This window comes from Arthrobacter sp. M4 (genome assembly GCF_020251205.1).
In the GTDB taxonomy this organism is placed as follows: Bacteria; Actinomycetota; Actinomycetes; order Actinomycetales; family Micrococcaceae; genus Arthrobacter.
This window is the reverse complement of record NZ_JAIWYX010000003.1, coordinates 363,848-378,025: the sequence shown is the minus strand read 5'-3', so window position 1 is coordinate 378,025 and position 14,178 is coordinate 363,848. Positions and strand designations below refer to the sequence as shown.

Genomic DNA, 14,178 nt, shown 5'->3' with positions numbered 1-14,178 from the left:
GGCCCTGCGCCTCCCTTTTTGGTGCTGCTCCGTCTTAGACCACTGTCAGGGTGACGATAGAGCCCTCAGGTACCTCTGTATCCACCGGATTTTGGTCGCGTACCGTCCCGAAGAATCCGCCAAGGATGTTGTTGACCTTCACATCGAATCCCAGCTTCTCCAAGGCCCTCCGGGCTTCGCTTGCCTGCTTGCCAATGTAGCTGGGCACTTGGACCATCTTGGGACCCTTGGACACGGTGAGCGTCACCTGCGCGCCGCGGGTCAGCGTTCCATTGGCGGGGGATTGGTTTGCGATGGCACCCTTGGGAATCTTCTTGTCGTTCACGGTTTCCTCGGCGATGACGGGCTTGAGCCCAGCATCCCGGAGTGCCTTGACTGCCTCATCCTGGCTCATCCCGCGGACATCCGGCACGGGGATGGGCTGCGGGCCTTTGGATACCGTAAGGGCCACCGGGGTGCCGCGCCTTGACGGCGTATCCTTGGCAGGATCCTGGGCAATGACAATTCCGGCTGCGGCCTGGTCGTCGTAGCGCTCGGTGATGGTCCCAAGAGCCATGCGAGCCGCGTTCAATGCGGTCTTCGCCTGGTCAAGGGTGATCCCCGTCAGTGTGGGAAGTGGAAAAAGCTGGGGACCTTTGGACACAAACACGGACACGCGCTGGAACTTCCGGATCTCGGCACCGGCCTGCGGCTCTGTGCCCACGGATCGGCCCGCTGCCGTGTCGTCGTCGAAGACGTCCCTCGTGTCGGACTGGAAACCGGCTGTCTGGAGCAAGGCCTGGGCCTCGGCTGCCGTCTTGTTTTTGACATCGGGCACAGTGCCTGGCGATCCGGGCCCCATGCCAAAGAACCAACCGGCTGTGGCGGCCAATATCGCAAGGGCCACAATCACGGCGGTCCAGATGAGCCCGCGACGCCGGGAATCGCCGGTGCGGAGCGACCGCACCGGTGTGGCTGCCGCCCGGGCGCGGTCCTTGGCCGCCTGCTTTTCCAGCCTCTTGGCCTCCCGCTTCCCGGGTGGCCACGCGTCGTCGTCGCCCTCGTCCGGCCATGGCGAGGCGGGAAGGATCGATGCCGGGCCGCTTGGTGGTACCGCGCCGCGTATCGAGCCGGGAGAAGCGGGGAAGACCGCCGTCGGGCTGCTTTTCCCCGAGATGACCTCGGTGGGATGGCTGTACCGACCGATTAATTCGGTGGGACGACCCGCCAGCGGAACGGCCTCTGTTGCTGTTCCCCCGGAAGCGGCGGCCGATGTACCGGCCAAAGCAAGTGCGGCTGCTGTCAACGCTGCGGTGGGAGCCTCGCCCGCTGGCGCTTGGTGGGCGTGTGCCTGTGCTGACCCATTCGGTGCGAGGTCCAGTTGCTCATCGCTGAGGCTAGTGCGGATGTGCCTCAATTCGGACAACAGGGCTGAGCCGTCCACGGGGCGCTGCTCCGGGTCCCTCGCCGTGCACCACTGAACGAGTTCGTCCAGGTCCGTTGCGAGCCCGGGAACTTGGGACGACGGCGGTTCCACCACGCCGTTCACGTGCTGGTACGCGACCTGGATCGGGACTTCTCCCTGGAACGGCTGCTGCCCGGTGAGCAATTCGTAGAGCATGATGCCCGCCGAGTAGATGTCGCTGCGGGCGTCGGCGGCCTGGCCAAGCACGAGTTCCGGCGGCAGGTACGCGACCGTCCCGATCAGGGCGCCAGTGCTGGTGGTCGCAGTGACGGCACGGGCCAGCCCGAAGTCCCCTACCTTGATACGGCCGTCGTCCGCAATCAGGACGTTCTCCGGCTTGACATCCCGGTGGATGAGGCCGGCTGCGTGGGCTGCCGCCAGTCCCTCAATGACGGGGTCAATGAGGGCAAGTGCCAGCCGGGGAGGCAACGCGCCGCGCGTCTGCAGGACATCGCGCAGCGTGTGCCCCTTGATGTACTCCATGACCAGATAGGCGGTATGTCCGTCTTCGCCCTGGTCCAGGACGCCCACCACGTGCGGATGCGAAAGCTTCGCGGCAGCTTTCGCCTCGCGTCCCAGTCGATCCAGGAAACCGGGGTCATTGGCCAAATGCGGATGGAGGACCTTGAGCGCAACGTCGCGTTCCAGCCGCTGGTCCGTCGCGAGGTAAACGGTGGACATGCCGCCGCGGGCAAGGCGGGATCGCACCAGGTAGCGGGCGTCCACAAGGGTCCCGATGAGATGGTCCGTAACGTTTTCCTGCACTATTCGATGGTACTAGGCACAAAACGGGCCCGAATCGATCTGTGATCCGGGCCCGTCGGTAAGTTTCCGAACTTTCTAACTGAAATTCTTCTTGTGGGCCTTTATGGCGGCCACGTACTGCTTGGTGTCCTCGTACATGCCGTGCTTGCTGACGGAGTACTGGCCCTGGTAGTAGCCCGCGATTGCCGTATCTTCGTCCTTGCTGGTGCGCAACAGTGCACGAATGATGGCGACGCCCGCAGTGGCATTGTCATAGGGGTCCAGCAGGTTCAGCTGGCGCCCCACAAGATCTGATGCCCATTCGCCCGACGAGGGGATCACCTGCATGGTGCCGATCGCATTGGCGGGGGAGACCGCGCGTTGGTTGAACCCCGACTCCTGGTAGGCGAACGCGAGGGCGAGGGCAGGGTCCACGCCCATCCTGCGGGCAGTGTCGGCGACGATGCTCTTCATCTGTTCACGGCTGGGAACCGGCGCTGCGTTCAGCAGGGCCTTGTTCTTGTTCGCGGAATCAACAACAGCCTTGGGGTACGTAAAGCCAAGGAAGGAGTCCGGCACCAGGGGTGTAACGCTACCGGCCGGCTGCAGCGAGACGCCGGGAATCGCCAGCTTTTGGCCGGGGTAGATGGTTGTGGTGGCGGACAGCTTGTTCGCCTCCAGGAGAGCGGAAAGCCCGACGCCGTGGCGCGCGGCGATGCCGCCCAGAGTGTCGCCCGCCTTGATGGTGTAGGAACCGGAGTTGGCCAGCGGTGCCGGGGCGGGAGCCGAAACAGGTGCCGCTGACGGTGCCGGCACAGCCAGGACCGGTGCCTGAGCGCCGCCAACCTTGATCTTCTGGCCCGGGTAGATGATGGACTGCATGTTGAGTCCGTTCCATGCCAGAACGTCTTTCAGCGAGACTCCGTGCCGGGCGGCGATAGCGCTCAGCGTGTCGCCGGAGCGGACTACGTAACTTCCTTCGCCACCGGACGGAGCAGGGGAGGGCTGGGGGGCTGGTGCAGGGGTTGCGCTGCCCGTCAGGCGGATTTTTTGGCCAGGATAAATGATCGTGTTGGCCTGCAGGTTGTTCAGCGCCAGCACGTCACCGGTGTTCAGGCCAAACCGCGCGGCAATAGCGCTGATGGTGTCCCCGCGGACGATGGTGTATTCGGCCGGAGCGGACGGGGCGAAGGGCTGAAGGATCGATGGCAGCGTAGTGGAAACAGAAGACGCCGGGATGATGCCGCCGGTGCTGGTTGCCGAACTCGCTTCGATAGCCGCCGCCAGCGTGGCCGGGATCTTGCGGGGCTGCGGGGAAGGTGCCGCCGCCGCAGGTTGGGCCATAGCCAAGGATGAGAGTACGACGGCAGGCAGGGCCGCCGTCGTCGCGGCGATCATGGGCTTGCTCGGTGTGTTCTTCGGCGAGCGGGGCGTCGTCATGGGCCGTTCCTCATCTAAGCGGCGGTTCCGTAAGGGCACCGATGTGTCCAGTGATACCAATGTTGTTGGTGTTACAAAAGTTATCAATGGTGCGAATGTGATCAAAGTGAATCTCTCACAGAATTGCGATTAGCACAAGGAATCCCGCTTTACCCGGCTAGGCAGTATTTTTCGGAGTGTCGCGCGATTCACTCATGCCCGCCCATGTTGCCGCTAGGCGCAATGCCTGCGCGCGTGGCACGCTTGATCCGTGAGTAATGTAGAAAGTCTTGTTGGCGAATGGCTTCCCCTTCCCGACGTGGCAGAGCTTCTTGATGTTCCCATCACCAAAATCCACGGACTCCTGGACGAGAGGGCCCTCGTGGCGCTGCGGGTCGGAGAACGAAACATCCGCTCCGTGCCTGCTGCCTTCCTCCAGGACGGGCACGTCCTGGAGAGCTTAAAAGGAACAGTCGCGGTGCTGGGCGACGCCGGTTACACAGACGAGGAACTCATCGTCTGGCTGTTCACCGCAGACGAATCATTGGGTGGCCGCCCCGTTGACGCTCTTCGTGAGGGGCGCAAGACGGAAATCCGGCGGCGCGCACAGCAGTTGGCGTGGTAAGCGTCATTCGCCCAGGCAACCAGTAAATTTACGGCCCATGCCGTGCGTCGCCGGCAGTGCGGCGGACGGCATGGGCCTTGTCGTAGGTTTAGGCGGAGCGGCGGACAGCTGCCCGTGCGATCTGCCCCAAGGCAGCCATTGACAGCTCATCGATGGGCAGTCCCTTCAGGGCGGCAAAAGCCCTGTCGCTGAGACTTGAGATTTTTTCTTCGGTGGCAGCGAGTGCGCCGCACTCGACGATGATCCGGCGAAGTTCTTCCACTTCCTCGTCCGTGAGGTCATCCCGCCCGAGTGATCTGTCAAGGTGTTGGGCTTTGGACAGCTTCGCCTGGCTAAGGGTAAGGCCCACAAGGACAGTGCGCTTTCCTTCCCTGAGATCGTCGCCTGCCGGCTTACCAGTGGTGGCGGGGTCGCCGAAAACGCCCAGGACGTCGTCGCGCAGCTGGAAGGCTTCTCCAAGGGGCAGCGCGAAGGCCGAGTAGCCCTCCAGCAGGTCAGCCGGTGCATTGGCGAGCGCGCCGCCAAGGGCCAGCGGGTGCTCCGTTGAATACTTCGCCGACTTGTACCGGATGATAGTTTCCGCGCGGCGGACTGCTGCCTTCCGGTCCCTGACGGGACCGGCGACTTCCTCCAGGATGTCCAGGTACTGCCCCGCCATTACCTCGGCACGCATCAAATTGAAGATGGTCCGGGCAGGCGTGCCCGCAGCAGCTTTAGGTCCAATCTCACTGAATGATTCTTCGCTGAAAGACAGGCAGAGGTCTCCTGTGAGAATCGCGGCAGCGTGACCGAACCGCTCGCTGTCCAAAGCCCAGCCTTCGGCCGAATGAAGATGGCTGAACCGCTTGTGTACGCTCGGTGCCCCCCGCCGCGTGTCCGAACGGTCAATAATGTCGTCGTGGATGAGGGCTGCGGCCTGGAACAGCTCCAGTGCTGCACCAGCAGTGACCACCACATTGTCCCCAGGTGCGCCGCCCGCGCCGCGCCAGCCCCAGTAACACAGCAAGGCCCGCATTCTTTTGCCCCCGGTCACAAGGGTGGCGATCGAATCGACAAGGGGGGCTGTGTCGGCTGAAATGGAGGCCATCATGTCACGGTGGCCGGCAACGAAACTGGCCAGGCGATCGGCAACGGCGCCTACGAAGGCTGACTGCTCTTCCTCGAGTCGTGGCCGCTCGGCACTGAGCTGCTCGGACGCGCTCACTTTAGCGACTCGGCAGCGACGTTGGCGCCCACAGTAAACGTCGACTGCCCTGCGACCTCAACCACCGAAACGTTCACGGTTTCGTTTTCACCACGCAGGAAATCCTTTGAGGCGATGCTGCCTACCGCATCGCCTGGAACGGCTTTGAACCCCTGTGCTTCCAGGGCCTGCGCATAGAAACTGATCACGGCAGAAGCCGGAGATTTTATGGTTCCCACTAGAGCCACAGTTGCCGGCGAACCGCTTTTCTCGAACGAGCTGGATACCACGGTGGCGCCGGGCATCACAGGGATGAGCTTTTGTGGAAAGCCGGAGATCAACGTGCCAACCGTGGCGGACGGAGCAGGGCTGGCTGATGCTGTGGCGGAAGCACTGCCCGTCGAGGAGGCAGTTGACGATGCCGCAGACGCCGGAGCCGGGCCGGCAGGGCCAGGAGAACCCGAGCTGCATGCAGGAACGGCCAGGACGACGGCGGCGGCGACGAGTGCCAGACCGAGCGTCCGGGGGTGGGCGTTGGGCTTCACGGGTATTTGTTCCTTCGGTGTACGACGCCGGATGTGCCTCCAGTCTAGTCAGTGCCACGGAATAGAATTGCGATTGTGAGACCGGAGAGAGGTGCAGCGGACGCTCCGGGCGACTCCCGCGGGGCGCAGGGGCTGGAGCGCGGCGAGCTGAGTGCCGAACGACTTGGGGAACTCAGGCGCACCGGGATCATGCACGTGGATATGGACGCCTTCTTCGTGTCCGTGGAGTTGCGCACGCGGCCGGACCTTCGCGGCAAGCAGGTCATCGTCGGATTCCCTGCTGAGCGTTCCGTGGTTCTCTCTGCGTCCTACGAGGCCCGAGCCTTAGGTGTGAAGTCGGCCATGCCAATGGCCGTTGCCATGCGGATGTGCCCCGGCGCCGTGATCATCGAGCCTCGCCACCATCTCTATTACGAGGTTTCCGGGCAAGTCATGGAAATCTTTGGCTCAATCACGGACCTCGTCGAACCACTCAGCGTGGACGAGGCGTTCCTTGACGTTCGAGGAGCGATTCGGCGGCTGGGCCCGCCACTGGAGATAGCTCGCCTGCTCCGCCAGAGAATCGCTTCTGAGCTGGGAATTACTGCGTCCGTAGGTATTGCCGCCAACAAGTTTGTGGCCAAGATTGCCTCTACACGCTGCAAGCCAAACGGACTTCTCATGATCGAGGCTGATCGGACGCTGGAGTATCTCCATTCTCTTCCGGTCAGCGCGCTGTGGGGCGTCGGGGCAAAGACAGTCGAGGTGCTTTCCCGTCTTGGCATCAGGACAGTGGCAGATGTCGCGGCGACGCCGGCATCTTCGCTGCGAAAAGTACTGGGGGCTTCCGGCGAGCACGTGCACCAGCTTTCCCTGGGGCTCGATCCCCGGCCTGTGACGCCGGTCAGGCTGGAGAAGAGCATTGGAGCCGAGGAAACCTTTGCCATAGACACCGCAGATGACCAGGTCCTTCACCGCGAACTGTTGCGTTTGGCACACCGGACCGCGATCCGACTCAGGAACTCGGGCATGCTCGCCCGCACCATAGCCCTCAAGCTTCGCTACGCCGACTTCTCTACTGTCACGCGCAGCCATACTGTCCACACCCCTTTGGACAGCGCGCAGTTGATCTACGCTACAGCGGTAAAACTCCTGGAGGGTCTGGGTGACCGGCCCATGAGCGTGCGACTGGTCGGTGTGCGCGCTGAGCAATTGGAGCCGGCATCGCAAACATCCCTTCAGCTCAGCCTGGACAGACGGGACGACAACTGGCGCTCGGCAGAGCAGGCACTGGATAAGGTGGCGGAGCGCTTCGGCGCAAGAAGCGTCCTTCCGGCCCGGCTTCTTGACCGTGAAAACCGTCCCGAAGGGCAGTAACGGCGCGGTTTTCCGGGGTGCGACGAGCGTCACGGCGTCTTTTGGAACTGCGCCCGACAAACTATCCTAGAGATACATAGATTTCGAACGTCTGGACAAAACGATCGTTCGGTGTCTCATCACGATGTTCCGTGTCTTGACGGGGAATTTTGGGGAACGTTTTGCTGACCCTGATCGTTGATGAAAAAAGACACACAGGCCGCGTCCAGTCCGGGCGTTGGCCGACTAAAGGAGGTCGTGATGCCCCTCTCGGAGCACGAACAGAAGCTCCTCGAGCAACTCGAGAAGCAACTGCATGAGGACGATCCGAAGTTTGCCAACTCTATGGGCTCGGATCCCGGCCGCGCCTGGTCTACCCGGCATATCATCATCGGTGTTCTCGCTGCTGTTGCCGGCGTATTGTTGCTGCTCATTGGTGTATCCCTGCAGAACATCTTCCTTGGCGTGCTCGGGTTCGTGGTCATGGGTGCTGGCGTCTACTTCGCAACGCTTCGCAGCTCTGCGGCAGGCAAGGCGCGCAAGGCAGGCCGCAAAGGCAAGTCCCGCAGTTCTTTTATGAACAACCTTGAGGAGCGCTGGGACGAGCGCCGCCGCGGCGAAAGCTAAGCTTCCGTTCACCACGAGCTGATTTAGCCGCGGACAAAAGCCCGCGTTGCTTATGCCAGGCATAGCAGTCGATTCGAGGGTGCCGGTCTAGAAGGAGGCCGAAACACCGTCCCGACGTCAAACACGTCCGCCCGCTCCGCAGTCACCGCCATACGAAAACCAGACCCGCCCCGGCGGGTCTTTTTTGTGCCCAGCAATGGGTTGGTCCTCCACTTCTCCTCCACTTTGCTCCCCGCTCATCGAATCCGCGGAATTCCCGGGGTGGGAAACCCCTCGAGTGGAGCCGAAAACGCCCGTGTCGCGTTGACTGTGGGGACTTGTGGAGTAAAGTGGAGGGCGTAAGAGGGTAGTGGCGGCGCTGGAGTTGTTGCGGGCACCTTTGACAGACGGGTGGTGGGGCCGGTGTTTCTTGGCACCCATTCACCGCGACTGGATGAGAAAGGCCGGATCATCCTCCCCGCGAAGTTCCGTGAGGAACTAGCCGATGGTCTTGTCCTCACACGGGGGCAGGAACGCTGCATCTACGTCTTCAGCCAGCGGGAATTCGAACGGATCCATGAGTCCATGCGGGAGGCGCCGATCTCCTCCAAGCAGGCACGGGATTACATGCGGGTTTTCCTGTCTGGAGCCTCTGACGAGGTACCCGACAAGCAGGGGCGCGTGACGATTCCGCCAGCGCTTCGGGCATATGCAGGGCTCGACAGGGAACTGGCCGTCATTGGGGCCGGTACCCGCGCCGAAATCTGGGATGCCCAGGCTTGGAACGTTTACCTCGCCGAGAAGGAATCCGCCTTCTCGGAAACCGACGATGAGAACTTCCCGGGCTTCTTCTGACCGGGCGAAGCAAGAATCGCTTCTTGGACGGGATCTCCAGCCGCCCGCCGTCAGGTCAACCTGGCTCAACTTCCCCGGAGCCAGGCAGGCCAACGGGGGCGCGGATGGGGATCCGGTTTAAGAAGCACCAACACCGGGACCGGGTGCATGAGAGGGGGCGGATCACGGAATGGATGAGCAGGAACAGCCAAAGCCTACGTCCGAGCGCCATATTCCTGTGCTCCGCGACCGGTGCATCAACCTTCTTGCCCCCGGCTTCGAAGCTGCCCGTTCCCGCGGAACCACACCCATCGCCATTGATGCCACGCTAGGCATGGGCGGACATTCGGAAGCGATGCTCCAGCGGTTCCCGGACCTTCACCTCATCGGCATTGACCGCGACGAAGAAGCTCTCGCACTTGCAGGCCGGCGGTTGGCGCAATTCGCCGCGCGGACGGACCTTGTCCACGCCGTGTATGACGAGATCCCGGATGTCCTGGCAGACCTTGGCGTCCAGGAAGTCCATGGCATCCTGATGGACCTGGGGGTTTCCTCGCTGCAATTGGACGAACGCGAGCGTGGATTCGCCTACTCGTACAATGCGCCCCTGGACATGCGAATGGATACCAGCCGGGGGCAAACAGCAGCTGATGTCGTTAACACGTACAGCGAGGAAGACCTCGTCCGCATCATTCGCAAGTGGGGCGAGGAGAAATTCGCCGGCCGCATAGCAAACCGCATTGTCCAGCAGCGTGCGACGGCTCCATTCACCACCACGGGCCAATTGGTCGAGGCGATTCGAGGAGTTGTTCCGACTGGTGCGGCCAAGTCCGGCGGACACCCTGCCAAAAGAACCTTCCAGGCCCTGCGGATCGAAGTTAACGAGGAACTGGAAGTCCTGGAGCGGGCAGTTCCGGCGGCGGTGGCTGCCACCGCTGTGGGCGGACGTGTGGTTGTTATGTCGTACCACTCCTTGGAAGACAAGATCGTTAAGGCGGTCTTCCAAGCCGGCTCGAAGTCCTCGGCGCCCCCGGGATTCCCGGTTGAACTCGAGGAACACAAACCAGAACTGAAAACCCTCACCAGGGGCACGGAAGTGCCAACCGCCCAGGAAATCGCCGAAAATCCACGCGCAGCCTCCGCCCGGCTGCGCGCCGTCGAACGCATTAAGCCGAGGAGAGCGCAATGAGCACCGCCGCAGCCAGGAACGCAACGTCCGTGGTGGGCAACACGGCACGTGCCCTACCGGCACCTTCGACGGGGCGGAGTACTCGCACACCGCTGTCCGTAGTGCGGAGCGCGCCGGGCAGGCGCCGGGCCCCGTTCGTTGTTTTTTGCTTCGCAGTCCTGGCGGCAGCGCTGATGACAGTCCTGGTGCTGAATATTTCCGTATCCACGGCGCAGTACCAACTGGTCCAGCTCAAGGCCGAGGCAGCAGGCCTCACAAAGCAGAACCAGGACCTGACACAGCAAGTCCAGAACCATGAAGCTCCGCAGAATTTGGCTGCCAAGGCTACAGAATTGGGAATGGTTGCTTCCACGGTCAAGGGTCAGATCGACCTGGACACCATGGTTGTCAGTGGCAAAGCGACTCCGGCCGTCAAGACGGAAAACCCAGGAGCCGTGATCGCCGCCCCTGCTGTCTCAGGCCAGCTCGCGGTGGTGCCGCCAACATCGGCCAAGGATCCGTTGGAGAGCCGCAAGCAGGCTCCGGCAGCTGCCGCACAGGCTTCCCAGGGCCCTGCGCCCGCCGCAGCACCACGCGCGGTGGATTTGCACGGCGGCTCTGTCCCGGCTCCGAAGCAGAAGGCGCCTGGCCAGTAGCCAACTGACAACAGTACGCAACAGCAAGGAACCCAACGTGGCCAAAGGCACTGGCAAACTGAAGACAGGCAAAGTGCCGGCCACCACCCGGCGCCTGCGAATCGGCCTCGGCATCATGTTGACGTTGTTGCTGGTTGTTGGCGGCAAGCTGTTCTTCGTCCAGGGGCTGGACGTTGGCGGCATGGCTGAGGCCGCACTCAACAAACGGCTAACTCCTGTGGAATTGCCGGCTCAGCGCGGGCGCATCATCGATGCCAACGGAACCGTGCTGGCCAGCAGCGTCATCCGCTACAACATTGTGGTGGACCAAACGGTCAACACGAAGACGGCGGAATTCAAGCGCTTTAATATGCAAACGGATTCCATCGAGGTTGTCAGCCGCAGCCAGGGCATTTCGGAACTGGCCAATCTGCTGGGGATGGATACAGCCAAGGTCACGGAAGCTGTCACAGGCGAGAAGCGGTATTACGTTGTAGCAAAGGACGTCAAACCGGACATTGAGGATCGTATTACCAAATTACGGATCCCAGGTGTCGCTTCGGAGGGAATCAGCAAGCGGGTCTATCCGAACGGCAGCGTAGCCGGCGGGATTGTCGGGTTCCTCAAGGATGGCACCACCGGCCAGGCAGGCCTCGAGCAGACCCAGGAGGAGAAGCTCAAGGGGACCCCTGGCAAGCGGGTTTTCGAGATTGGTGCCGATGGCCTTCGCATCCCGGTGGCAACTGATCAGCTGACCCCTGCGGTGGATGGCCACGACGTAAAGCTCACCCTGAATTCGGACATCCAGTACTTCGCGCAGCAGGCGATCCAGAGCCAGGTAAATAAGCTTGGTGCCGAATGGGGCGTCATTGTGGTCATGGATACCAAGACGGGGAACCTGGTGGCGATGGCGGACACGAATGCTCCGGATCCCAATGACCCCGGACGCGTGGATGCCAAGGACCGTGGCGTGCGCGCCGTCACCGCCGCGTATGAACCGGGGTCGGTGGAAAAGACCATCACGGCGTCTGCCCTGATCGAAGAGGGCAAGTCAAACCCCCTGGAGCACTTCACCATTCCTCCGTCCTACTCCGTGGACGGCCAAACCTTCACAGACTCCTTCGAACACGGGACCGAGGAAAGGACCCTCGCCGGGATCCTCGGCTGGTCGATGAACACGGGAACGGTGATGGCGGGGCAGCGGCTGAGTCCGGAGCAACGTTATGAGTGGCTGAAGAAGTTCGGCATCGGCGAAGCACCGGATATCGGCCTGCCTGCAGAAGCCAGCGGCATCCTGGCAACACCGGACAACTGGGACAGCCGCCAACAGTACACAGTGCTGTTTGGCCAGGGTGTTTCCCAGTCAACGCTGCAGACAGTTCGTGCCTACCAGAGCATCGCCAACAACGGCGTCATGCTCCAGCCTCGACTCATCGACAGCTATATCGCCCCCGGTGGCACCGAGGAGAAGGTGCCCGCTAAGGATCCCCGCCAGGTGGTGTCCAAAGAGACAGCCCAGCAGGTTCGGGACATCCTGGAAAGTGCGGTCACCGAGGGGCAGATCAAGGAAGCAGCAATTGACGGGTACCGTGTGGGGGCCAAGACTGGAACATCCCAGGCGCCTCGTGAAGACGGGCTTCCCGGCTTTGACGGCTTCACAGCCTCCATGGTTGGCATGGCACCTATGGACGATCCCCGATTCATTGTGGAAGTGGTCGTCCAACGGCCTAAGGGCAGCATCTACGGAATTACCAACGGACCGGTCTTCCGTTCCGTCATGAGCCAGGTCCTCCGTACTTATAACGTACCGCCCTCCACAGGAACGCCAGTCCGCTTGCCGCAGTTCGTCAAGTAAGCTTTGTGGCGCGGTCCACCCCAATCGGACAACCGCGCCCTTGTCCGCCGTGGCAGGCGGCCTGCCCGCAGTAATTCGCACCAACGGAGAGTCCTTTGTCAGAGCAGAACCAGGCCCCCACGAACGCAGGCGCTGACGGCGCCGAAGCTGCTGAACGCCAGGGATTCCGGCCCACTGCTGTCGCAGCCGTGCCGCTCTCCGTGATTGCGGAGGAGTTGGGCGTCGCGCTGCCCGCAGCGGAGTCGATCCACGTCACGGGAATCAGCCTGAACTCGCTTTCCGTGCAGCCTGGCGACCTGTACTTGGCCCTCCCGGGCAGCAGCAGGCACGGTGCCGACTTCGTTGCACAAGCCATCGAAGCCGGGGCAGTTGCAGTGGTAACGGACGACGACGGAGCCAGGCTCCTCGCGCTTGCCGCCGACACGGGCGTCCCAGTTCTGGTTGTTGATTCGCCACGTACTTTGGCTGGGCGCCTGGCGTCGCTGATCTACAAGAGCCAGCCCGATGATGGCCATACGCCTACGCTCTTCGGCGTCACCGGCACGAACGGCAAGACAACCACCACCTACTTCATCAATTCGCTGCTGCGTGCCCTCGGCAGGACAACCGGCCTGATCGGAACCATCGAAATCCTGGCTGGCGCTGACGCCATCCCGAGCCTCCTGACCACACCCGAGTCCACCGATGTCCACGCACTGCTGGCACTGATGCGCGAGCGTGGCCTCGATGCCGCGTCCATGGAAGTCTCATCCCACGCTGTGTCCTTCCACCGCGTGGACGCCGTACGCTTCGACGTTGTTGGCTTCAGCAACCTGACGCAGGACCACCTGGACCTGCACGGCAGCATGGAGGACTACTACCTGACCAAGGCGGAACTGTTCACACCCGAGCGCGCGCGCCGCGCCGTGGTAACGGTCGACGACGACTGGGGACGACGCCTGGCGGCCGAAGCTCCGCTTCCGCTCGCGACACTGTCCACCGTGGCTTCCGCCGTCGGGGAACCGGGAGCCGACCATACCGGCGCGCCGCAGTCTCCCACTGTCGACTGGATGGTGGCGGGCCAGCGGGCCAGGGGCCTCGGGACCGAGTTCGAACTTCGGCACCGCGGTGGCAGCAGCCTTCGCGTGCACACCGGGCTGCCAGGCAGCTTCAACGTCGCCAATGCTGCGCTGGCTACTGCGATGGTTCTCGAATCCGGCGTGCCGCTGGCGGAAGTCCAGGCTGCCCTGGACGAACACGATCCATTCACTGTTTCTGTACCCGGCCGGATGCAGCTCGTCTCAACGGCGCCAGCCGCCGTCGTCGACTTTGCGCACAACCCGGACGCGCTCCAGCGGGCCTTGGAGGCCGTGCGGTCGCCGGCGCCGGACTCCAGGCTCATCGTGGTCTTCGGCGCCACCGGGCAGCGCGACCAGGGCAAGCGCCCAACAATGGGTGCCATCGCGGCCAGGCTGGCCGACGTCGTCATTGTCAGCGACGACGACCCGCACGACGAGGACGCTGCGGCGATCCGCGCGGAAGTACTGGCGGGCGCCGAGGCTGCGAGGACGGCGGAGGGCCTGAGGTGCGAAATTATCGAGGCCTACCCGCGGGAAGAGGCCATTCGGCAGGCTGTCGAACTCGCCACGGAAAGGGACACGATCCTTGTCGCAGGGCGGGGCCATGAAGTCTGGCAGGAAGTCAAAGGCGTCAATCTTGCCCTCGACGACAGGGTTGAACTGCGGAAGTCCTTGACAGCCAGGGGATTCAGCGTTTCCACGAACGAGCGGATAGAGTCCTAGACAG

At 62.8% G+C, this 14,178-nt stretch carries 12 protein-coding genes; 8 read left to right on the top strand and 4 right to left on the bottom strand.

The genetic code is table 11. The features are described from left to right. Positions 1-34 precede the first annotated feature (34 nt). Positions 35-2,212 (bottom strand): Stk1 family PASTA domain-containing Ser/Thr kinase, encoded by a 2,178-nt coding sequence (locus tag LD110_RS08180; RefSeq protein WP_225498154.1) that lies wholly within the window; start codon positions 2,210-2,212, stop codon positions 35-37. 72 nt (positions 2,213-2,284) lie between these two features. Beyond that, on the bottom strand, positions 2,285-3,628 hold the full coding sequence (locus LD110_RS08175) for a lytic transglycosylase domain-containing protein (RefSeq protein ID WP_225498009.1): 1,344 nt from the start codon (positions 3,626-3,628) through the stop codon (positions 2,285-2,287). Between the two features lie 250 nt (positions 3,629-3,878). Here LD110_RS08175 and LD110_RS08170 point away from each other — a divergent pair, with 250 nt between their 5' ends. Further along, positions 3,879-4,232 carry an Rv2175c family DNA-binding protein gene (locus LD110_RS08170; protein ID WP_225498008.1) on the top strand — a complete coding sequence of 118 codons (354 nt, stop codon included), beginning with the start codon at positions 3,879-3,881 and terminating at the stop codon, positions 4,230-4,232. Positions 4,233-4,320: 88 nt separating this feature from the next. On the opposite strand, the gene LD110_RS08165 is transcribed toward LD110_RS08170, so the two are convergent. Together LD110_RS08165 and LD110_RS08160 are read right to left on the bottom strand one after the other, a co-directional pair. Next, a complete protein-coding gene (locus LD110_RS08165) occupies positions 4,321-5,436 on the bottom strand; it encodes a polyprenyl synthetase family protein (protein ID WP_225498006.1) in 1,116 nt (371 codons plus the stop codon). After that, complete coding sequence (locus LD110_RS08160) at positions 5,433-5,960, bottom strand: hypothetical protein (RefSeq protein WP_225498004.1); 528 nt, start codon at positions 5,958-5,960, stop codon at positions 5,433-5,435. The genes LD110_RS08165 and LD110_RS08160 overlap by 4 nt, the downstream gene beginning before the upstream one ends. Before the next feature lie 189 nt (positions 5,961-6,149). Here LD110_RS08160 and dinB point away from each other — a divergent pair, with 189 nt between their 5' ends. The 7 genes from dinB to LD110_RS08125 all read left to right on the top strand — a co-directional run bounded on the left by dinB (position 6,150) and on the right by LD110_RS08125 (position 14,174). Beyond that, positions 6,150-7,316, top strand: a complete 1,167-nt coding sequence (gene dinB, locus LD110_RS08155) for a DNA polymerase IV (RefSeq protein WP_225498150.1) — start codon at positions 6,150-6,152, stop codon at positions 7,314-7,316. 240 nt (positions 7,317-7,556) lie between these two features. Continuing rightward, positions 7,557-7,922 (top strand): DUF3040 domain-containing protein, encoded by a 366-nt coding sequence (locus tag LD110_RS08150; protein WP_225498003.1) that lies wholly within the window; start codon positions 7,557-7,559, stop codon positions 7,920-7,922. 402 nt (positions 7,923-8,324) lie between these two features. Beyond that, positions 8,325-8,756, top strand: a complete 432-nt coding sequence (gene mraZ / locus LD110_RS08145) for a division/cell wall cluster transcriptional repressor MraZ (RefSeq protein ID WP_225498002.1) — start codon at positions 8,325-8,327, stop codon at positions 8,754-8,756. A 169-nt stretch (positions 8,757-8,925) separates the two neighbouring features. Then, the gene (gene rsmH, locus LD110_RS08140; protein WP_225498001.1) at positions 8,926-9,924 is read left to right on the top strand and encodes a 16S rRNA (cytosine(1402)-N(4))-methyltransferase RsmH; all 999 of its coding nucleotides are present in this window, start codon (positions 8,926-8,928) and stop codon (positions 9,922-9,924) included. After that, positions 9,921-10,559 (top strand): hypothetical protein, encoded by a 639-nt coding sequence (locus LD110_RS08135; RefSeq protein ID WP_225498000.1) that lies wholly within the window; start codon positions 9,921-9,923, stop codon positions 10,557-10,559. Before rsmH ends, LD110_RS08135 begins: the two co-directional genes overlap by 4 nt. 37 nt (positions 10,560-10,596) lie before the next feature. Next, positions 10,597-12,393 carry a penicillin-binding protein 2 gene (locus tag LD110_RS08130; protein ID WP_225497999.1) on the top strand — a complete coding sequence of 599 codons (1,797 nt, stop codon included), beginning with the start codon at positions 10,597-10,599 and terminating at the stop codon, positions 12,391-12,393. A gap of 95 nt (positions 12,394-12,488) precedes the next feature. Further along, positions 12,489-14,174 carry a UDP-N-acetylmuramoyl-L-alanyl-D-glutamate--2,6-diaminopimelate ligase gene (locus LD110_RS08125; RefSeq protein WP_263855015.1) on the top strand — a complete coding sequence of 562 codons (1,686 nt, stop codon included), beginning with the start codon at positions 12,489-12,491 and terminating at the stop codon, positions 14,172-14,174. Positions 14,175-14,178: the final 4 nt, after the last annotated feature.

Bases quoted from the DNA above. Each gene is read 5' to 3' on its own strand.
- LD110_RS08150 (WP_225498003.1), top strand. From the start codon at position 7,557: ATGCCCCTCTCGGAGCACGAACAGAAGCTCCTCGAGCAACTCGAGAAG.
- dinB (WP_225498150.1), top strand. From the start codon at position 6,150: ATGCACGTGGATATGGACGCCTTCTTCGTGTCCGTGGAGTTGCGCACG.
- LD110_RS08175 (WP_225498009.1), bottom strand. From the start codon at position 3,628: ATGACGACGCCCCGCTCGCCGAAGAACACACCGAGCAAGCCCATGATC.
- LD110_RS08135 (WP_225498000.1), top strand. From the start codon at position 9,921: ATGAGCACCGCCGCAGCCAGGAACGCAACGTCCGTGGTGGGCAACACG.
- rsmH (WP_225498001.1), top strand. From the start codon at position 8,926: ATGGATGAGCAGGAACAGCCAAAGCCTACGTCCGAGCGCCATATTCCT.